Here is a 21631-nt window from a genome sequence, read left to right on the forward strand (position 1 = left end):
CGAGCCTACCAGAGCCGGCATCCAGTAAGTTTTATCCGTGGAGGAGATCAGTTGTCTCACAGGAAGCCGGGTCGAATCTGCCTTGCACTTTGCGTGGCTGCGCAGTTTCTCGCCATTGCGAATGCACAGGCGCAGATGCAGCGATCCGGTGTCGGAGCCACGCTTGGGGTCGCTCCCCCGCCAGCCGACGATATCTCATCACGTCGGCACCGCAGCCCGACCGGAGCCGTCTGCCTGAGGCTCACCGCGGCATCTCGCTCCTTTCCCAACAATGACCGCCTGTTCAACCATTGGATCTATGCTGAGAACATCTGCGGCGATCGTATTAGGGTCCAGGTATGTTACTATGGAACGCGAAGCTGCATCGACATGGATATTGGCGGCCACGAGCGGAAGGAAGCCATCCTTGGTACGCTACCAGCGACCAAGGATTTTCGGTATGAATATTCGGAACGCTTCTAGATCTCGGAATGCTTCGAGATGGTGACTCTGGACAGGAAAATTGAGGGGGAATAGCAGATGCTGAAGTCGATCGTCGCCGGGGTCCTGCTGACGATGTCTGCGGGCGCGGCCGTCGCAGCCGATTACTCCATTATTCCGCAACCGCAGCGCGTGGCTCCGCGCCGCGCGGCGGCCGATGTATGCCACGTCGAGCGCTGCGGGCCCCGCGGCTGCCGGGTCGTCAATCTCTGCCGCTGTCCGGATCGTTATACCTGCTACGGGCTCTACGACGCATACCGGCCCTATGGCGGCACGGCTTTCCTCAGCGTCTATACCGAATACTGATCCGCTCGGCTTCGTCAGGGATGGGAGCCTGGCTCCCGTCCCGTCAGGCTTTGCACAATCGCCGTCGGCCTGCCGAAGCGAAGACACCTCACCACGCGTTGCGGTAGGTCTTGCCTGAAAACAGGGTCAGCAAAATGATCTTGAGATCAAGCAGCAGCGACCAATTGTCGATGTAGTAGAGATCGTGCTCGATCCGGTTCTGCATCTTCTCGAGCGTATTCGTCTCGCCCCTAAATCCGTTGACCTGAGCCCATCCTGTCAGTCCCGGCTTGACCGTGTGCCGCCGATCGAAGCTGTCGATGCGCGGAGTGAATAGCTCATTGTGCTTGATCGCGTGCGGCCGCGGCCCAACGACAGACATGTCACCCCGAAGAATGTTCCAGAGTTGCGGCAGTTCATCGATTCCGGTCTTGCGGAAGATGCGACCGATCCTGGTTACGCGCGAATCGCCCTTCGATGCTTGTCGAAATTCGGCACTGTCGGACACGTACATCGTTCTGAATTTGAGAACGCGGATTGCTTCGTTGTTATAGCCGTGGCGGATCTGGACGAAGAAAACCGGTCCCCTCGAATCGAGCTTCACGGCGAGCGACGAGAGCAGCAGCAGGGGGGACAACACGATCAGCCCCGCGGCTGCTGCCACGATATCAAACGTCCGCTTGACGACGAGGTCGAACACAGACAGCGGTCGGCGCGAGATGGCAAATGTGGCGATGCCGCCGATGTCGGCCGTCTGCGCGTTCGCCCAGAAGATGTCCCGATGCGTCGGCACCGCGTAAACGTCGGCGGGGATCTGCCTCAGGAGCGACAGGAGCATCCCAACGCTTCCATCCTCCTGCTTTCGATCGACGAGCAGGATGATGCTATCGGGTCGCAGAACCCTGCACCGTTCGACCAGCTTTGCGCCGATCGCGCGATCGAAATGAGCCGCTTCCCCGGACGCGGCGTCCCAGCCGAGCGGGCAGGCAACAACTTCGAAACCTCCGCCCGACTTTCTCAACTGGCCTGCACAAGCCTCGCAATCATCGCGGCGTCCGACGAGCACCACGCGCTGCCTCTGGAGCAGTCCTTCCTCAGCGGCGTTCTGGAATGCGCGATAGGCGGCCAGCCGGACCAGCCCGACCGTCATCAAGCAACTCACGAACTGCAAGATCAAGGTGCCGCGGGAATAAACGTCCGATAGCTTGAAAATAAACAGGAGTGAGGTCAGCACAACGAACGTGGTGGCCGCAGCTCCGATTCCGGCGGACGCGAACCGGATCTCCCGCTGCTTTTCCAGATGCAGGAATTGACCAGCCATCGCGGCAATGCAGACCTCCGCCGCCCCGATGAAGCAGGATGCCAGCAGATACACCTTCACGCGCAAGCCGGGAGTCGATGCGAGTTCGTGGTACACCCAAGCAGATGCGAAAGCCGTCATCGCAACGCAGATAAACTCGACAATGGCTATCGAAACAAAGGCAAACCCCGTGCGCGCCGGCAGCGAGGCTCGCATGGAGCGCCGGACGGCGTTCTGCTTGGGCTCTGAGCGGCTATGGGGGAGGAGGGCGCCCCCCTCGACAATATTCGTCACAGAAAACAACCACAAATACGAAATGTTAGTAAGAATTCGGTAACCTTACCGTATCTCTACCTGCTCTGAAAGCCGATTTCGAGGGCAGTTGCTGATCAATTTTTTCGCCGGCGCATTGAACTTTTCGCACGCCAGACATACGCCGCGCTTTCTACGAAGATGAACCAAAGATGAACCAAGTCTTGGGCAGATGTTGAAATGGTCAGCATCACGTTGCTCGCCGGTATGATCTGCTTGCTGATCGGCGACGCCTGCTGCGACGTGCTGGCCTTGCCGCCCGCGCACGTCCTAACCCGGGACATGGATACCGCGCTTGCGATTCTGACGTTGGGATCTGGACAGCGCTCCAGATGGTCGCGTTGATAAGTTTGCAGGCAGGATATTTCGCTTCCGTTCTGACAAGGCTCGCTTCGAACAACGCCCCTGGCGTAAGATCGGCGAGCTTTGGATCGCCTCGCTCGAATTTCTGATATTTCTGATACTGGTGGCGGGCTGGCAGCCCTCCCGAATACGCCTGTAGGTATCTCCACAACCGCTGGCCATATTGGTGCATCGCGACTATGCAGGCTCAGCCCGGTCAACCATTGCCGTCTGGCTTCCTCACTTCACCTCAGCTGCGCTTCTACGCGGTAGGAGACATCCACGGACGGCTGGATCTGCTTGAGAAGGTTAATGCCAAGATCGAGACCGACCTGGCCAGAAGGCCCTGTTGGCGCTCTGTTCGGGTGTTCCTGGGCGACTATGTCGATCGCGGTCTGCATTCGCGAGAGGTGTTGGACTACCTGGTGGCCCTTGAGGGGACCTGCGATACCGCCTTCATGCTGGGCAACCACGAAACGTTCCTGACGGATTTCATCCAGGTTCCGACGGTCCTGCCGACATGGCTTTCCGTCGGCGGCCTGGAGACCCTGATATCCTATGGCATCCGCCCGCCGCGCAACCCGAGCCAGGCCGACCAGTTGCGGCTGGCGGCAGAGTTCGCGGAAGCGCTGCCGGTCTCGCATCTGAATTTCATTCGAAGCTTGAGACCCTGCTTCGCCTTCGATGACGTGTTCTTTGTGCACGCAGGCGTACGACCCGGCGTGCCGCTGAGCGAGCAATCGCTGACGGATCTGTGCTGGATACGCGACGATTTTCTGCGGCATGACGGGTTGTTCGAGCGGCTCGTCATCCACGGACACACCCCGGTCCGCGCACCCGACATTCGAGCGAACCGTATCAACATCGACACCGGCGCCTACGCCACCGGGCAGCTGACCTGCATGTGGACCGAAGGCGGCCGTATGGGCTTTCTCTGAGCGGAGGGGCTCACCCGCGCAGACTTGAACCGCGGCGAAGCCCAGTCACTGCTTATGGCATTCGGAAACGAAGGTCCCGTTCGCCGCGGTCAGCCGCTCCAGGCAATGGCGCGGATCCCTGATGTCGCCGCCAATGATAAAATCATAAAGCTGTCCCTTGAGGACCAAGCCATAACGGCCTGGAGGCAGAGCAGCCCCGCCACTTTCCGGCTGAATTTCGTACATCTCGGCATTCTCTTTGATCGGCGAGACGCGATAGGGAAACGAAATGTTCCGAATGTACCACCCATCGTCAGGTGTCGTGATCGGTTTGCCGGCCGCGTCGTAGGAAATGGAGCGGGCAACCTTCGCAATGATCCGGATTTCGGCGCGCTCCGGAATATTCAAGGCCGCCTCACGCCGATAGACGATGAACTTGGGATTACCATCGCGAAGAACGGGCTGCTTGGTGATTCCCATTGTCGGCGAAATCGCGACCCGCGCGTCCTGGGCCTTGTTCGGCAATGGATTCAATTCGAAGAGCTTGTTGTCGCTCAATGCGTAGACGCCAAAATCCGAGGGCAGCAACCGCGAGGGCTTCGCTGGCTCGGCCACGGCGACAGGGTCTGGAGGCCCAGGAGGAGCCACGGCAGCCTTGTTGATCTGTGACCTTCCCATGTGCGCGATATCCTCGCGATAGACGGCCACAAGCAAGCCGCCGATCGCGAGCACAAGGATGGCCAGTGCCCCACCGATCACCGCAAGGGAACCGCTTCGAGCTCTGCGCTTGGAGGCAGAACGGTCAAGTTCGCGAGGCTCGGGGTCGGACCATATCGTCTTGGTGGCGTCCTTCGCGTACTCCATCGTGGAGTCCGAAATCGTCAAGGACACAGGAGCCGCGCCCAGAGGAACCGGCAGCTGCTGATCATTATTCCTCGAAAAGGTCTCGACACCATGGATGGCCGCTTCCAGCGCCTTCCTGGCCTTCGCCTCCTCGCTGGCAGGCATCCCTGAAGAAAGCAGTTGTTCGCTCAGCTTGTACCGCGCCAAGTCGTAAACTGTCTGGCGCAAACTATCCTGATCGGTACTGACCGACGTGATGATCCGAGACAGGACCAGCGCAAACTCAACTTCAGGCATAGGAGCGTCGCCGGCCTGCCCAGGTACCTGCTCGAGATCGCGCTTATTCATGAGAGCCGTTTCTATGCGCGCGCCACTTCGCCCTGATGCCGGCGCATTCTGCGACGAACCCAACGGAAAAAGAGGGCATTGCGGTGCGAACCCATACACATCCGAAGAGCTCCAGAGTGCGATCGATAGTCAAGTGACACTAGCAACAAATGGTACCAAGCTAAAGCCAGGTGCCGGATTGTACCTCGAGAAGGCGCCGTCGCGCCGGGCCTCCGAGTGATAGCGGGCAATGCGGTCTCGAACGCCGTCGCGATGTGTCTTGGGAAGTGATTGGCGCTGACATTGCCGGTCGCCCGGGGTGCGGATCACTGCGTCCCCACAACCCGGGGCGCGTCCTAGACGATGAAATGAAATTCCTGCCAGGCGCTCCAAGTCATGCCGTCGTTGGCGCGAACCCAGAGGTCGTCAGACACGGTGCCGCCATCGAAAGTCGTGCTGGCGAGCTGGGCCGCACTGACGTTGATTGCGATGTTGGCGGGCTGCGCAGTCCCGCCGATGCTCCAATGGCCGCTGCTGGCCGACGGCGTCGAATCCCAGAATTGATACTGGCTCATGCTGTCCCCGTCGGCATCCGCGACCGAGAACAGGCTCGATGCGGCCACGCTCTGGTTGGCGGTCGCATGGAAGTCGGATGCGGAGACGACCGGAGCATGGTCAATCGGTGCGGTGACGTGAAATTCCTTCCACGGCCCCCAGGCGAAGCCGTCGTAGGCCCTTGCCCAGAGATCGTCTGAACCGGAGCCGCTCTGAAAGCTTGTGTTCGAGAGCTGGGCTGCCGTCACATCGATCGCGACATTGGTGCCCTGAGCTACTCCGGCGACCACCCAGTGCCCGCTGCTGGGATCAGACGTCGAATCCCACAGCTGATAGTTCGTGATGGTGTCTCCATCCGCGTCGGCGGTCGAGAACAACGTGGAGGCCGCGATATCCTGGCCGTGGCTCGCTGAAAAGTCGGCGGCCGACACGATCGGAAGATTGTCGACCGGCGCGTTGACGTGAAACTCCTTCCAGCTGCTCCACATCATGCCATCGAAGGCGCGCACCCAGAGATCGTCGGAGCCCGAACCGCTCTGGAACGAAGTGTTGGCCAGTTGGGCCGCGCTCACATCGATGCCCTGGCCTGCCGGCTGGATGGCCCCGGCCACGACAAAATGCCCGCTGGCAGGATCGGCGGTCGAGTCCCAGAACTGATAGTGGGTGATCGTATCGCTGTCGGCATCGCTGACCGTGAACAGGCTTGAAGCGGCGATGTCCTCACCATGCGTTGCGGTCATGTCCGACGCGCTCACCACGGGCGCATGGTCGATCGGCGCGTTGACGTGGAATTCCTTCCAGGCTCCCCATGTCATACCGTCATTGGCTCGCACCCACAGATCGTCCGAGCCCGAGCCCGACTGAAACGAGGTGCTCGTCAATTGAGCGGGCGCCACATCGATGGCGATGTTGGTGGCCTGCGCCACTCCGCCGACCACCCAGTGACCGCTGGCAGGATCGCTCGTTGAATCCCAAAGCTGATAGGCGGTGATCGTGTCGCCATCGGCGTCGGACACGCTGAAGAGACTGGATGCGGCGATATCCTGGCCGTGGGTTGCCGACACGTCGGTTGCGCTGACCACCGGTGCATGATCCGGGCCTGGCGTGGTCGTGAACGGGACCCATGCTCCCCACAGCGTTCCATCGTAAGCCCTGACCCAGAGCTGGTCCGGAGCCGAGCCGAATTGGTAGGTGGTCTGGGCAAGCTGCGCGGCAGTGATGTCGATTTCGGCATTGGTGGCCTGAACGGCACCATTCACCACCCATGCGCCGTTGCCGTTGCTGTCCCAGAGTGCGTATTGGGTGATCGTATCGTTGTCTGCGTCGGAGACGCTGAACAGGCTCGAAGCCGCGACCGACATTTGCCCGTGGGCTGCCGTGAAGCTGGAAGCCGAAGCAACGGGAGCATGATCCAGAGTTGGCGTGGCTGTGAACGGAACCCATGCTCCCCAGAGATACCCGTCATAGGCCCGCACCCAGAGCGTGTCCGGGGCCGTACCGAACACGTAGCTCACTTGCGAGAGGCTAGCGGCCGAGACGTCGATCTCGGCGTTGGTGGCTTGCGTAGCGCCATTGATCGCCCAGTGCCCGTGGCCCTCGGTGTCCCAGAATGCATATTGGGTGATAGTGTCGCCATCCGCGTCACTGGCCGAGAACAGCGAGGATTCAGCTACCGAGAGCTGCCCGCGCGAACCAGTCACGTTGGTTGCCGTGACCACAGGCGCATGATCGGCCGGAGAAATCACGAAGGATTTCCAGTCGCTCCAAAAATAGCCGTCGAAGGCTCTCACCCACAGCGTGTCCGAACCAGGTCCGGCCTGGTAACTCGCTTGGGCCAATTGCGACGCGCTGATGTCGATCTCGGTGTTGGTGCCCTGGACTGTTCCTCCCACGGTCCAGTGACCGTTGCCATTGGTGTCCCAGAACGAATATTCGGTGATGGAATCGCCGGTGGCGATGTTCACCGAGAACAACGATGAGGCCGCGTAAACCTGATTTCGGGCGGCGGACTGATCGCTGGCGGTGACGACTGGTGTCGTCCGGATGCTGTATCCGAGGTCCTTCAGAACTCCGACGTCCAGGTTGGAAATCGCGTACTGGTAATCGGCGTAGAAGACGATTCCGTTCATCAAGTCCAGCGTGAGCGGGTCCTTGACGGTCGACGGGGTGGCGTAGAGGTCGGATTGCTGGTTGCCGAAATGGTAATAGTTCTGGGTCGTGCTGTCTGTGGTCAGGGGCACCGGGCCGCCGTAGGCGGCCTCGGCATTTGCACCGACAAAGTAGGCGCCGGTCGCGGTCTTTTGAATCAGGCTGTCGAACGTGGACTCGTAGGCGCCGGCCAACTGGCCGCTCTGGTCGTACCAGCCCGTCATGCCGAAGCCATGCATGAGCTCATGAAGAAAAACGTTGATCGGATTGATCACGTTTCCAGGCACCTGACTGGACCAGTTCAAGCCATAGTCGAGGTCGATGTACTGGAAGTAGCCAGGATCGATGTTGATGGTGATGTCGCTTGTCGTTCCAGGCACGTGCTGTCCGGTGGTCAGCTCGTACTGGCTTGACGGCTCATACACCGCGAGCCCGCCATTCGTGCCCACGTTGTAGCTGGAGGTAGGCCCGCCGTCGGCACGGCCAACGGCGGTGGGCAGGATGTTGAGGGACACCACCATGGTGCCAATGCCCAGGATATATTGCTGCCAAATGTCGAGGGCCTGCTCGAGGTCGTAAACCAGAGATGCGTCGGCAGATCCGCCTACGTTTGATGAATCGTTCAATGTTACGGAATAATTCCAAGTCATCTTGGTCGAGCTTTCAATCTATGGTAGCGTGGAAATAATTGATAATATTCATGCTGACCGGTCACTGGGTGGTTAATAGACGACAAATGGCCGGCCCCGGACAAAGCGGCGCGTGAGGCTGTTCGTGTCCAGCGCCTCTGGCGCGATTGGCTCGGGTCATTTCTTATACGCGATAAGGTCGCCGCGATCATCCCTGGGATCCCGGTGACAGCCATATCGCGTGCCGCGATCCGTAAGACTACGGGGCCTGGTTCGGCTTTCCGAACGGTTCCGCGATGGACTCCAGGATCGGCATGATGTTGTTCGCGAATTCGGCTTGGCCGTTGATAACGCCAATTGCATCTCGGCGAAGAGCCATAGTACTCTGCCTGTCATATTCATTTGCTGCTCTGCCGGTTCGTTGCGAATAGTCAGTTCGCGCTGACGACGACGCCGAGGAGCAGGGGCGGGGCGCGCTCACGGCAATCTCGGCTCACCTTCGACTGCAGTTATTTTCAGCTACCGAGCAGATTAAATCGCGAGATGATTGAAACGCGGAGCGGTACGACAGCAGACAGCGGGATCGTTGGGCTCGCGATGCTGCTGCGTTTTCACGGCCTCCCGGCCGATGTCGACCAGATTCGTCATCAAGTCGGCAGCGGCCCGTTCGGAACGCCGGAGATGCTGCGGTACGCGCGCTCGACCGGCGTCAAGGCGCGCGAGCTGAGCACCAACTGGTTAAGGCTCGAAAAGGTCCCGCTCCCTGCCATCGCGCTGTTGCGCGACGGCGGCCATCTGATCCTCGCCAAGGTGGGCGCCGACAAGATCCTCGTTCAATCGCCTCTGTCAGAGCGCCCGGAGTTGATCACGAGGGCCGAGCTGGAAGCGGTGTGGACCGGCAAGCTGATCCTGGTGAGCCGGCGGGCGGGACTGGTCAATCTTGCGCGCCGCTTTGACCTGTCGTGGTTTCTGGGGGCGATCCACAAATATCGGTACCATTTCGTGGAGGTGTTGATCGCCTCCTTTTTCTTGCAGCTGTTTGCACTGGTGTCGCCGCTGTTCTTTCAGGTGGTGATCGACAAGGTCCTGGTTAATCACACACTCAGCACACTCGACGTGCTCGTCGTGGGGTTGATCGGCATCGCGGGTTTTGAGACGGCCCTCGCGATACTGAGAACCTACCTGTTCTCCCACGTGACCAACCGGATCGATGTCGAACTGGGAGCCCGCTTGTTTCGGCACCTCATCGGGCTGCCCATTGCCTATTTTCAGGCCCGCCGGGTCGGCGACTCGGTTGCGCGGGTCCGCGAGCTGGAGAACATTCGCAACTTCCTGACCGGCTCCGCGCTGACGGTCGTGATAGACCTGTTCTTCACCGTCGTTTTCATCGCGGTGATGTTTATCTACTCGCCGATCCTGACCTGGATCGTGCTTGGGTCCTTCCCGCTCTATGTCGGCATCTCGGCCGGTGCGACGCCGATGTTCCGCCAGCGGTTGGATACCAAATTCGAGCGCGGGGCCGAAAACCAGGCCTTTCTCGTCGAGAGCGTGACCGGTGTCGAGACCATCAAGGCCATGGCGCTCGAACCGCAGATGCAGCGCCGCTGGGAGGAGCAGCTTGCCGGATACGTGGCGGCCAGCTTCCGCGTGCTCAGCCTGGCGAATGTCGCGAGCCAATCGGTCCAGTTCGTGAGCAAGCTCGTCACCGCGGTGATCCTTTACGCCGGCGCCAAGCTGGTGATCGACGGAAGCCTCACGGTGGGCGAGCTGATCGCGTTCAACATGTTCTCGTCACGCGTGAGCGCGCCGGTTCTGAGGCTGGCGCAGCTCTGGCAGGACTTCCATCAGGCCAGGCTCTCCGTCGCGCGGCTTGGCGACATTTTGAATACGCCGGCCGAGCAGACGTTCAGCCCCGGTCGCGCCGTGCCGCCGCCCATCAAGGGGCAGGTCACCCTGGAACACGTGTCCTTCCGCTATCGGGTCGATGGGCCCGAAGTGCTGCACGACATCAACATCAGCATTCCGGCTGGCCAGGTCGTCGGCATCGTCGGTCCGTCCGGTTCGGGCAAGAGCACCTTCACGAAGCTCGTTCAGCGCCTTTACGTTCCGGAGAAGGGCAGGGTTCTTGTCGACGGCATCGACCTTGCGATGGTCGATCCGGCGTGGCTGCGTCGCCAGGTCGGCGTCGTCCTGCAGGAAAACGTGTTGTTCAATCGCAGCGTACGGGAAAACATCGCGCTCGCCGATCCGGCCGCTCCGATGGAGAAAGTGGTCGCCGCGGCTCAGCTTGCGGGAGCTCACGAATTCATTCTGGAGCTGCCGGAAGGCTACGACACCGTCGTCGGCGAGCGCGGCTCCAGTCTGTCGGGAGGGCAGCGGCAACGCATCGCGATCGCGCGGGCCCTTATCACCGATCCCCGCATCCTGATCTTCGACGAAGCGACGAGTTCGCTCGACTACGAAAGCGAAAGAGTCATTCAGGACAATATGAAGCGGATCGTGAAGGGACGAACGGTTTTCGTCATTGCACATCGTCTGTCCGCTGTCAGGCGCACGGATCGGATCATCACCATTGATCGCGGCCGGCTCGTCGAACAGGGATCCCACGAGGAGTTGCTCAGCACAGGCGGAAGATACGCGTCGCTGTACCGGTTGCAGGCGGGGATCCATGAAGTCGGCTCGTGAAGTGGTCGCGGTCGGGGGCAAAACCCGGGACGAGCTGGCCTTCCTGCCGGCCGCGCTCGAAATTGTCGAGACGCCGCCGTCTCCCACCGCCAGGCTCACCGCCGTCTTGCTTGCTGCCCTGTTCTGCTGCGCCGTGGCGTGGGCGGGTCTCGGCAAGATCGACATCGTCGCCTCCGCACCCGGAAAGATCGTACCGGGCGACCGTGTGAAGCTGGTTCAGCCGCTCGAGATCGGAGTGGTGCGGGCCATTCACGTCCGCGACGGCCAAACCGTCAAGGCCGGCGAGATTCTGATCGAGCTGGATCCGACCAGCAATCAGGCGGAGCTTCAGCACCTGAAAAACGATCTTCTGTCGGCACAGCTTGATATTTCACGCACCCGCTCTGCGCTTGCCGGAAATACCGACGCGCTTGACGGCGTACCGGACGACACGCCGCCCGCGTTGGTTCAAATGCATCTGGAGTACTTGCGCAGTCAGGATTCCGAGCAGCGCGCCAAGTTGTCCGAACTGGATCGGCAGCGGGTGCAGAAGGTCGCGGAGACCAGGACAATCGACGCCAGCATCGCCAAGATTGAAGCTCTGCTGCCGGTGCTGCAGGAACGCGTCGGGGTTCGCAAGTACCTGGCGGACCGGGAATACGGTTCAAAGCTGCAATACTTGCAGGAGCTCCAGGAGCTCGTCGGGATGCAACAGGACATCCTGGTGCAACGGAGCAAGCTCCAGGAGGCCAATGCGGCGGTCGCGGCGCTCGAAGAGACGCGCGCCAAGCTTGTCTCGGAATACCGGCATCGCCTGTACGATGACCTTGCCAAGGCGACGCAGAAGGCCGGAAGCCTCCAGGACGAGGTCTCCAAAGCCGAGCACCGGACCAGCCTTCAAAAGCTTGCCGCACCGATCGATGGCGTGGTGCAGCAACTGGCCGTGCACACTGTCGGCGGCGTCGCAACCGCCGCCCAGACGCTCGCGGTCGTCGTACCCAGCGATAGTCTGATTGAAATCGAAGCGATGGTTTCAAATCGCGATATCGGCTTCGTGCACCCGGGTCAGGACGCCGAAATCAAGGTCGATACGTTCAACTTCACGCGTTACGGACTGCTGCACGGCAAGATCGTCAGCGTCTCGCGCGATTCCGTGTCCCGCGACAGGCCGCGGGATCCAGCCCGCGAGCCCAATGGCGGAGCGACGGAGGACAGCAGCGAGCCCAAGGGGACGGGGCCGGTGTATATCGCGCATGTCTCGATCGACCGGACCAAGATGGTCGTCGATGACAAGGAGATCAATCTTTCGCCGGGAATGACCGTAACCGTCCAAATCAGGACGGGCGCCCGCAGCGTCATGAGCTATTTGCTGTCTCCGATCATGCGCTACCGGCAGGATGCTCTCCGCGAGCGGTGAAGGAATTCGGCGGTCAGGCCGTCATGACGTGGTTCGCGATTCCACGTGGCTCAGGGTCGGGTCGGATTCATGGATCGCAAGGCAGTTTTGCCCCGCGTCGTAGGTCCGGTATCCATGATCGTTCAGCTTGCGAACCAGTGCGGCCTTGTCGGTCTTGATGAATTCCGCATGAATGACGGGATGATGCTGCCGGATCGTGGCGCTGGCTCCTTCCAGCACCTTCAACTCCATCCCTTCGACGTCGATCTTGATCAGATCGCAGCGGCTCAGATTCAGGGAGTCCAGGGTGATCATCGTTGTCTCGGAGCCCTTGGCCTCGGAATAATCGATCTTCTGGCCGATCTGCTCCGTGCCGGGGCGTTGCGTCACCTCCAGACTTCCGAAGCTGGCGGGTTCCTGATGGCTTAAGGTCGGCACCCAGGTCTTGCCGGTTTCCGACGAAATAACCGCGTGCATCGCCCGCGCGTTGAAGCAGTTGTTGATGGCGATGTTGCCGGCAAGGGCGTAGTAGACCCGTTCCTGCGCCTCGATGGCAACGACCGAGCCCCAGCCGTTCATGTGCTTGGACCATTCGATGGTGTGAACGCCGATGTTCGCCCCGCAGTCGATGGCGACCACGCCGTCCCCTCGGTAGGTTCTTCGCAGTGCAAGAAGACCCTTCGTGAGCTCGATCTCCGTGACGTCGAACGCGCCGTGCTCGAGAATCTGAATCCCGACTCCAAAAGTGTGGTCGCCCGCGGTGTGGTAGTCTAGCCGGTTGACGATCAGCGGGCCATGCGCCGACGCTGCGATCACAAACGGGACCTTGCTGGGATTGCGGCTCATCGCTTGTGTTTCTTTGTTTCTGCGGCTCCGGAGCGGCCGCGAGAGAAGTGTGCGCTAAGGTTTTCGTCCGTTGACGCGATTGTCAATCTCGCTTACCGTCTGCCGGTATTTTTTAGCTTTCTTTATATTTTCAGGGCAGGGGATATTCGTGAATGCGATTGCCGTCGCGCCGGTGATCGGGCTGAAGCGTCCGATTGACCAAGTGGCCGACCAACCCAAAGTCATCGTTGATCGGTCGACCAGCGCCGTACCTGCCAAGTCGGAAGCCGTTGCGCCGGATGCCGAAACGCCCAAGCGTGCCTATCCGGCAGCGGCAGAACTTCCCACTCAAGTCGGTCCGAAGGGCCTGCGCTTCGACTTCAACGACGGCGCCCGGGTCGTCTGTCCCGAAGCCGAAGGTCCTTGGCGCGTGCGTCTCTGGGACGCCGAGACCGGCAACGTTCTCTTCGAGACGCAGTTCGCGGGCGGGCGCGTCAACAGCTCAAAGCGCTACTACATTCGTTTCCGCATCGAGGTCTTGCAGGGCGAGGATGTCATTTTCTCGCATGAGTACAACGCGACGGATCGTCACGTCCTGATACAGCTTCCGGTCGGCACCCTGGGCGACACGATCGGCTGGTTTCCCTATGTGGAAAAGTTCAGGCAAGCGCACAATTGCAGGCTGACCTGTGCAATGGCGGAGAAGCTGATTCCGCTGTTTCGCGATGCGTATCCGGAGATCAACTTCGTCACGCATGAGGAAATTCAAACCGACCGATATTACGCTACGTACAGCGTCGGGTTGTTTTTTGACGACAAGAATTTCGTCTACCAGCCGTGCGACTTCCGCTTTGTGGGGCTGCACCGGACTGCCGGATACATCCTCGGCGTCGATCCGACCGAGGTGGCGCCGCGCATCTCGCTGGCCGATGATCAAAGGCCCATTCCCGAGCCTTACGTTTGCATCGCGGTGCAGAGCACGACGCAGTGCAAGTACTGGAATAACCCGAACGGCTGGCGCGAGCTGATCAGCTTCCTCAAGCAGGCCGGCTATCGCGTGATCTGCATCGATCAGAAGCCGACGCATGGCCACGAGCTGGTATGGAATCACATTCCGAACGGCGCGGAGGACTGGACCGGTGACCGCCCGATTCAGGAGCGGGCGAATCTGCTCAATCACGCGGACTTTTTCATCGGCCTTTCCAGCGGACTTGCCTGGCTGGCCTGGGCGGTCGGCACCCCGGTCGTGATGATCGCGGGCTTCACGCATCCGACAAATGAATTTGCTACGCCGTATCGCGTGATCAACTATCACGCCTGCAACAGCTGCTGGAACGATCCAGCGGTTCGATTCGACCACAAAGACTTTTTCTGGTGTCCCCGCCACAAGGGAACGCCGCGTCAGTTCGAGTGCACAAGGCTGATCACCGTGGACCATGTGAAGTCGGTGATCAGGACGATTCCTGGATTCAAGCTCTAGCCTATTTCAAGAACTGACCATTTTTTTGGGGGGGCGCGCTGCCATGAGCACCACTTTTGTAAGCTCGGGTGTTACCAGCTCAGGACTGATCGAAACGGGGGGCAATACGCTCGAAGTCCTCAGCGGGGGCTTCGCAAGCGTGACAACGCTGTCCGGCGGCCAGCTCCTGGTCGATGGCGGCGGCTACGCGGTTGGGACAACGATTTCCAGCGGCGGCAGTGCCGTCGTCGGCGCCGGCGGCGCGGGCGATCGCTTCGCCGTCTCGAGTGGCGGCACGCTCAACGTGGCGGGGACCGTCAACAGTTTCACCGCGGTGTTCACCGGGGGCGTCGAGAACATCGAGGCCGGCGGGTTCATCTCCGGTCAGATCGGATCCGGAACGGGAATTTCGGGCGGCACCGTCAATGTTCTAGCCGGCGGCTCTGCTTCATTCCTGTCGGTTTCGAGCGGCGGCGTCTTCAACGTAGCCGGCACGACGCTCAGCATGATCGGGGTCCGTAGCGGCGGTGTCGAAAACGTACTGGCGGGCGGTTTCATTTCGGGGGCAACAAACTCCGGGACCGGCGTTTCCGCCGGCGGCATACTGAACCTTCAAGCCGGCGGGTCCGCCGTCCACGTTGGTGTTTCGAGCGGCGGCACGTTCAACGTTGCCGGCAGTGTGCTGAGCAACGCGGCCGTCTACGCCGGTGGCGTCGAGAACATCCTGTCGGGCGGGTCGATCTCCGGAGCGAGCGGATCCGGGACCGGCGTTTCGGGCGGTACGTTGAACCTTTCGGCCGGCGGCACGGCGGCCTATGTCGGCGTCTCGGCCGGTGGCGTCTTCAACGTCGCCGGTACGGTGCTGAGCTCTGTCGGTGTGTATAGCGGCGGCGTCGAGAACGTGCTGTCGGGCGGTGTGGTGCAGGGTGTGTCCGGAGGCTTCGGCACCGCGATCTCCGGCGGCACGGTGAACGTGCAGTCGGGCGCTACCGCGACCGCAATGTTCGTCTATACCGGCGGTGCGCTGAACGACAGCGGTATCGTCACCAATCAATTCGTGCTCAGCGGCGGTGTTGAGACCGTTTCGTCGGGTGGCCTCGCGTCGGGCGTGCAAGTTTCAGGCGGAGGTCTGCTCGACATTCTCGCCGGCGGCTCGGCGACGAGTGTCGGCGATTCCGGGCGGGTCATCGTCGAAGCCGGCGCCACCGCCGACCACGTTACTGTTTCGAGCGGCGGCGTGCTCAGCGTCGGCGGCACCATGACCAGCAATACGGGCGTCCTGGCGGGCGGCGTCGAGACGGTGCTGTCCGGTGGACTGATCAGCGGGGCCAGCGGCTCGGGGACGGGCATTGCCGGCGGTACGGTAAATCTTCTGGCCGGGGGCTCAGCGGTCTTTGTCGGCGTGTCGAACGGCGGCACGTTCAATGTGGCGGGCACCGTGCTCAGCAACGGCATGGTGTTTGCCGGCGGTGTCGAGAATGTGCAGTCCGGCGGACTGATCTCCGGAGCCATCAGCTCGGGGACCGGGGTTATCGGTACGCTGAACGTTCAGGCCGGCGGCTCGGCGGCGTTCGTCGGTGTTTCGAGCGGCGGCACGTTCAACGTGGCGGGCACCGTGCTCAGCAATGTCGCTGTCTACGACGGCGGTGTTGAGAATGTTCTCTCGGGTGGTGTCGTCACCGGTGTGACCGGCTCCGGGACGGGCATATCCGGCGGTACCGTTAATGTCCTTGCAGGCGGTGCGCTGGATCACCTGACGGTGTCGAGCGGCACGCTGAATGTCTCCGCCGGCGGCACGGCGCACAACATTACGGTGTCGAGCGGCGGCACCATGAATGTCGCAGGCACGATCACCAGCAACACGCTGGTCTCGAGCGGCGGTATCGAGAACGTGCTGTCCGGTGGACTGATCTCCGGAGCCACGAGCTCCGGGACCGGAGTGCTCGGCACATTGAACCTTCTTGCCGGTGGTTCGGCCGTTCACGTCGGTGTGTCGAGTGGCGGTACGTTCAACGTGGCTGGCACTGTCCTCAGCATGGCGGCCGTCTATGACGGCGGCGTTGAGAATGTTCTCGCGGGTGGTGTCGTCACCGGGCTCCCGGGTTCCGGCACGGGCGTTTCCGGCGGCACCGTCAACGTATCTTCCGGCGGTGCACTGGATCACCTGACAGTTTCGAGCGGCACTCTGAATGTCTCGGCCGGTGGCACGGCACACGACCTTACGGTGTCGAGCGGCACCTTGAATGTTGCAGGTACGATCATCAGCAACACGCTGGTCTCGAGCGGTGGTATCGAGAACGTGCTCTCCGGCGGGTTCATCTCCGGCGCATCGAGTGCGGCAACCATCATTTCCGCTGGCGGCATCGTGAACGTCCTGGCCGGTGGTTCGGCTGTTCACATCGGCGTGTCGAGCGGCGGCATCTTCAATGTCGCGGGCAAGGTGCTGAGCAACACCGGCATCTACGCCGGCGGCGTCGAGAATGTTTTGTCCGGTGGATCCATCTCCGGCGCGAGCGGATCCGGGACGGGAGTTTCGGGCGGTACGTTGAACCTGTCGGCCGGCGCCACCGCCGCCTTTGTCGGCGTGTCGAGCGGCGGCACCTTCAATGTTGCGGGCACAGTGCTGAGCAATGCCAGCGTCACCAGCGGCGGCGTCGAGAACGTGCTGTCCGGTGGATTGATCACCGGCGCCGTCAGTTCGGGCACCGGAGTCAGCGCAGGCGGCGTATTGAACGTTCTGGCCGGCGGCTCGGCGGCTTTCGTCGGCGTCTCCAGCGGCGGCATATTCAATGTGTCGGGCACCGTGCTCAGCCGCGTGGGCGTTTATGCCGGCGGTGTCGAGAACGTCTTCTCGGGTGGTGTCGTCAACGGGGCCGTGGGCTCCGGGACGGCCGTCTCCGGCGGCACGGTCAACGTCTTGTCGGGCGGCGCACTGGATCACCTGACGGTTTCCAGTGGCGGCGTGTTCAACGTAGCTTCCGGAGCCACGGCGCACGACATCGCGGTGTCGAGCGGTGGCACGTTCAACCTTGCCGGAACGACGACGAGCAACGTCTTCGTGTTTGGAGGAGGTACTGAAGTCGTATCGTCGGGCGGCTCCACGGGTCCGGTGACGATTTCGGGCGGCGCGGTCGAGTTGCAGGCCGGCAGCGTCGCGAGCGGCGGCATCACCTTCAGCGGGGCCGGCGGGCAGCTCAAGATCGACGGCACGTCTTTGGCCGGCACCACCGTCAGCGGGCTGGTGCTGGGCGACAGCATCGATCTCGCAGGCCTCAGTTTCGTATCCGGCGGGTCGGCGACCTTGCTTCCGGGCAATGTCCTGCATGTCACGGAGGGGGCTTCCTCGTTCGATGTGCAGCTTGATCAGACGCCTGGCGTGCGGTTCAACGTCAGCGCGGATTCCGGCAGCGGCACGCTGGTCACGACGCGCGCCGATGTCGCGCCGGTCACGTCAACGTCCAATGTAACGGCGATCTTTGGCGAGAGCTCTGCGCTCGCTTCCAGCCTGTTCTCGGTCACGGACGCCGATGGCGATCCCATCACCCAATACGCGTTCTGGGACACCCAAGGTAACGGGCACTGGGTCTTCAACGGCGTCGTCCAGGCTACCAACGCCGAGATCGATGTTGGGGCGGCGAACCTGTCGCAGGTGAGCTACGTGTTCGGTCCAAGCGGTTCGACCGATACCCTCTTCGTTCGGGCCAATGACGGCACGGTTTGGAGCGGCTGGACTCAGTTTACGGCAAAGGCGTTTGTCGACACCGCGCCGACCGTGAACGCAGCCAACGTCACTGCGGCGCACGGCCAGACGTCGATTGCCGCATCCAGCCTGTTCACGGTGAGCGATCCGGATCCCGACACGATGACCCAGTACGCGTTCTGGGACACCGGCGGAAGCGGCCACTGGGTGGTGAATGGCGTCGCCCAGGCCGCCAACACCGAGATCGATATTACCGCGGCGCAGCTGTCGCAGGTGAGCTACGTGTTCGGGCCGGCAGGATCGGCCCCCGATACGCTGTTCATCAAGGCGAACGACGGAACGTTGTGGGGAGCTTGGCAGTCGTTCACGGCAACACCGGGGATCGATACCGCTCCGGTCGTTACGGCCACGAACGTCACAGCGGCCCATGGGCAGACGTCGGCTCTAGCCTCGAGCCTGTTCTCGACCTCGGATGCCGAGAGCGATCCGATCACCCAGTACGCTTTCTGGGACACCGGCGGCAACGGTCACTGGGTGGTGAATGGTGTCGCCCAGGCCGCCAACGTCGAGATCGATGTTGCGGCGGCGAACCTGTCGCAGGTCAGTTACGTATTCGGGCCCGGCGGCTCAATGGCCGATACGCTCTACGTGCGGGCCAATGACGGCAGCCTGTGGGGAGCCTGGAAGTCGTTCACGGCAGCGCCGGGGGTTGATACCGCTCCGGTCGTTACGGCCGCGAACGTGACGGCGGCCCATGGGCAGACGTCGGCGCTTGCGTCGAGTCTGTTCTCGACCTCGGATGCCGAGAGCGATCCGATCACGCAGTATGCGTTCTGGGACACCGGTGGAAATGGCCATTGGGTGGTGAATGGTGTCGCCCAGGCCGCCAATGTCGAGATCGATGTTGCCGCGGCGAACCTGTCGCAGGTGAGCTACGTGTTCGGGCCCGGCGGCTCGATGCCCGATACGCTCTACGTGCGGGCGAATGACGGCAGCCTCTGGGGGGCCTGGAAGTCGTTCACGGCAACACCGGGGGTCGATACCGCTCCGGTCGTTACGGCCGCGAACGTGACGGCCGCCCATGGGCAGACGTCGGCTCTCGCCTCGAGCCTGTTCTCGACCTCTGATGCCGAGAGCGATCCGATCACCCAGTATGCGTTCTGGGACACCGGCGGAAGTGGCCACTGGGTGGTGAATGGTGTCGCCCAGGCGGCCAACACCGAGATCGATGTTGCCGCGGCGAACCTGTCGCAGGTCAGTTACGTGTTCGGTCCCGGCGGCTCGACGCCTGATACGCTTTTCGTGCGGGCAAACGACGGCAGCCTGTGGAGTACCTGGACATCGTTCACGGCAGGGCCGGGGGTCGATACTGCCCCGGTCGTTACGGTAGCGAACGTGACGGCCGCCCATGGGCAGACGTCGGCTCTCGCCTCGAGCCTGTTCTCGACCTCGGATGCCGAGAGCGATCCGATCACCCAGTATGCGTTCTGGGACACCGGCGGCAGTGGCCACTGGGTGGTGAATGGCGTCGCCCAGGCGGCAAACGTCGAGATCGATGTTGCCGCGGCGAACCTGTCGCAGGTCAGCTACGTGTTCGGACCGGGCGGCTCGACGCCCGATACGCTCTACGTGCGGGCGAATGACGGATCGAAGTGGAGCAGCTGGGCAGCGTTCACGGCAACACCGGGGAACGATACTGCTCCGGTCGTTACGGCAGCGAACGTGGCCGCGGTTCACGGCGAGGCGTCGACTCTCGCCTCGAGCCTGTTCTCGACCTCGGATGCCGAGAGCGATCCGATCACGCAGTACGCGTTCTGGGACACCGGCGGCAATGGCCACTGGGTGGTGAACGGTGTCGCCCAGGCGGCCAACACCGAGATCGATGTGTCCGCGGCGAACCTGTCGCAGGTCAGCTACGTGTTCGGCCCCGGCAACTCGACGCCCGACACGCTCTACGTGCGGGCGAACGACGGATCGAAGTGGAGCACCTGGACCGCATTCACGGCAACACCGGGTCCCGACACGGCTCCGGTCTTGACGGCGGCGAACGTGGCCGCGGTCCACGGTGAGACGTCGACGCTCGCCTCGAGCCTGTTCTCGACCTCGGATGCCGAGAGCGATCCGATCACCCAGTATGCGTTCTGGGACACCGGCGGCAATGGCCACTGGCTGGTGAATGGCGTCGCCCAAGCGGCCAACGCCGAGATCGATGTTGCCGCGGCGAACCTCTCGCAGGTGAGCTACGTGTTCGGCCCCGGCAACTCGACGCCCGATACGCTCTATGTGCGGGCCAATGACGGCAGCGAGTGGGGCGGCTGGACCGCATTCACGGCAACGCCGGGTCCCGACACGGCTCCGGTCGTGACGGCATCGAACGTCAGTGGCATTCACGGCCATTCGGTGGCGGCCTCGACCCTGTTCTCGACCTCGGATGCCGAGAGCGATCCGATCACGCAGTACGCGTTCTGGGACACCGGCGGCAATGGTCACTGGGTGGTGAATGGCGTCGCCCAGGCGGCCAATGCCGAGATCGTTGTTACCGCAGCGAACCTCTCGCAGGTCAGCTACGTGTTCGGCCCCGGCGGCTCGCCGTCGGACACGCTCTTCGTGCGGGCCAATGACGGTAGCGAGTGGAGTACGTGGAAGTCGTTCACGGCCACCGCAACCAACCAGGCGCCGACGGTCTCGGTCTCCGACGTCGTGACGGTCTCGGGACAGACCTTTGCTGCTGCGAACCTCGTCACTGCGACGGACGCCGACGGCGATGCCATCACGAAATATGCGCTGTGGGATTCCAACACCAACGGGCGTTGGAACGTCAACGGAGTGAACCAGCAAGCGAATACCGAGATCGACATCACTGCGGCGCAGCTTTCCCAGGCGACCTATCAGGCCGGCTCGGGCACCGACCAACTCTGGATCCGGGCCAATGACGGCACCGCGTGGGGAGCCTGGCAGTCGTTCAACGTGACGGGAGAGAGCCCGAGCAGCGCCACCATCGTCCCGAGCGGCACCCTCGAATTGACGGGGGCGTCGAATGCCTCCGTGGCGTTCCAAGGGTCGACGGGGACGCTGAAGCTCGACAATTCCGCGAGCTTTGGCGGAACCGTCGCCGGGATGACCGGTTCGGACGCGATCGATTTCGCGAACATCAATTTCGCGAACGTTCACACGCCGACCTTCAGCGGAGACTCAACGCACGGAACGCTCACGGTGACGGACGGCACCATCACGGCGAGCATTGCGCTGCTGGGCAACTACATGGCCTCGACCTTCACGACCTCGAGTGACGGCCATGGCGGTACCCTGGTTGTCGATCCGCCGGCGATGCAGGTCAGCCAGCTTGCGCAGCCACAGCATGCGTGAGGCCTGAAGATGAGGGGCTGTGTGGGCCTGTCGCGGGCCCACCGCAACCAGATCCCTCGACCAGCAGAAACAAAAAGGCCCGC

The 21631-nt window shown here is 62.1% G+C and carries 11 protein-coding genes; 7 read left to right on the forward strand and 4 right to left on the reverse strand.

Annotation, left to right across the window (positions count from 1 at the left end; genetic code table 11):
- Nucleotides 1–519: 519 nt before the first annotated feature.
- Nucleotides 520–786, forward strand: coding sequence for a hypothetical protein (locus tag HAP47_RS06540; protein WP_173638945.1), 267 nt, complete (start codon nt 520–522; stop codon nt 784–786).
- An 88-nt stretch (nt 787–874) separates the two neighbouring features.
- On the opposite strand, the gene HAP47_RS06545 is transcribed toward HAP47_RS06540, so the two are convergent.
- Complete coding sequence (locus tag HAP47_RS06545; protein ID WP_173638944.1) at nt 875–2359, reverse strand: exopolysaccharide biosynthesis polyprenyl glycosylphosphotransferase; 1485 nt, start codon at nt 2357–2359, stop codon at nt 875–877.
- Nucleotides 2360–2557: 198 nt separating this feature from the next.
- On the opposite strand from HAP47_RS06545, the gene HAP47_RS06550 reads away from it, so the two are divergent.
- Nucleotides 2558–2722, forward strand: a complete 165-nt coding sequence (locus HAP47_RS06550; RefSeq protein ID WP_173638943.1) for a hypothetical protein — start codon at nt 2558–2560, stop codon at nt 2720–2722.
- A gap of 197 nt (nt 2723–2919) precedes the next feature.
- Nucleotides 2920–3657 carry a metallophosphoesterase family protein gene (locus HAP47_RS06555; protein ID WP_173638942.1) on the forward strand — a complete coding sequence of 246 codons (738 nt, stop codon included), beginning with the start codon at nt 2920–2922 and terminating at the stop codon, nt 3655–3657.
- A gap of 45 nt (nt 3658–3702) precedes the next feature.
- Here HAP47_RS06555 and HAP47_RS06560 read toward each other — a convergent pair whose 3' ends face one another.
- Together HAP47_RS06560 and HAP47_RS06565 are read right to left on the reverse strand one after the other, a co-directional pair.
- Nucleotides 3703–4827: a hypothetical protein gene (locus tag HAP47_RS06560; protein ID WP_173638941.1), complete on the reverse strand. Its 1125-nt coding sequence runs from the start codon at nt 4825–4827 to the stop codon at nt 3703–3705.
- A 335-nt stretch (nt 4828–5162) separates the two neighbouring features.
- Nucleotides 5163–8159 carry a hypothetical protein gene (locus HAP47_RS06565; RefSeq protein ID WP_231168793.1) on the reverse strand — a complete coding sequence of 999 codons (2997 nt, stop codon included), beginning with the start codon at nt 8157–8159 and terminating at the stop codon, nt 5163–5165.
- A gap of 522 nt (nt 8160–8681) precedes the next feature.
- Here HAP47_RS06565 and HAP47_RS06570 point away from each other — a divergent pair.
- Nucleotides 8682–10823: a type I secretion system permease/ATPase gene (locus HAP47_RS06570; protein ID WP_173638940.1), complete on the forward strand. Its 2142-nt coding sequence runs from the start codon at nt 8682–8684 to the stop codon at nt 10821–10823.
- Nucleotides 10807–12219: an HlyD family type I secretion periplasmic adaptor subunit gene (locus HAP47_RS06575; protein WP_173638939.1), complete on the forward strand. Its 1413-nt coding sequence runs from the start codon at nt 10807–10809 to the stop codon at nt 12217–12219. Before HAP47_RS06570 ends, HAP47_RS06575 begins: the two co-directional genes overlap by 17 nt.
- Nucleotides 12220–12240: 21 nt before the next feature.
- Here HAP47_RS06575 and HAP47_RS06580 read toward each other — a convergent pair whose 3' ends face one another.
- On the reverse strand, nt 12241–13044 hold the full coding sequence (locus HAP47_RS06580) for an FkbM family methyltransferase (RefSeq protein WP_173638938.1): 804 nt from the start codon (nt 13042–13044) through the stop codon (nt 12241–12243).
- Between the two features lie 148 nt (nt 13045–13192).
- Here HAP47_RS06580 and HAP47_RS06585 point away from each other — a divergent pair, with 148 nt between their 5' ends.
- Complete coding sequence (locus tag HAP47_RS06585) at nt 13193–14503, forward strand: autotransporter strand-loop-strand O-heptosyltransferase (protein WP_231168794.1); 1311 nt, start codon at nt 13193–13195, stop codon at nt 14501–14503.
- A 139-nt stretch (nt 14504–14642) separates the two neighbouring features.
- The gene (locus HAP47_RS06590) at nt 14643–21548 is read left to right on the forward strand and encodes a hypothetical protein (protein WP_173638937.1); all 6906 of its coding nucleotides are present in this window, start codon (nt 14643–14645) and stop codon (nt 21546–21548) included.
- Nucleotides 21549–21631 lie beyond the last annotated feature (83 nt).

Origin of the sequence: Bradyrhizobium sp. 41S5 (genome assembly GCF_011516665.3) — a bacterium.
GTDB lineage: Bacteria > Pseudomonadota > Alphaproteobacteria > Rhizobiales > Xanthobacteraceae > Bradyrhizobium > Bradyrhizobium quebecense.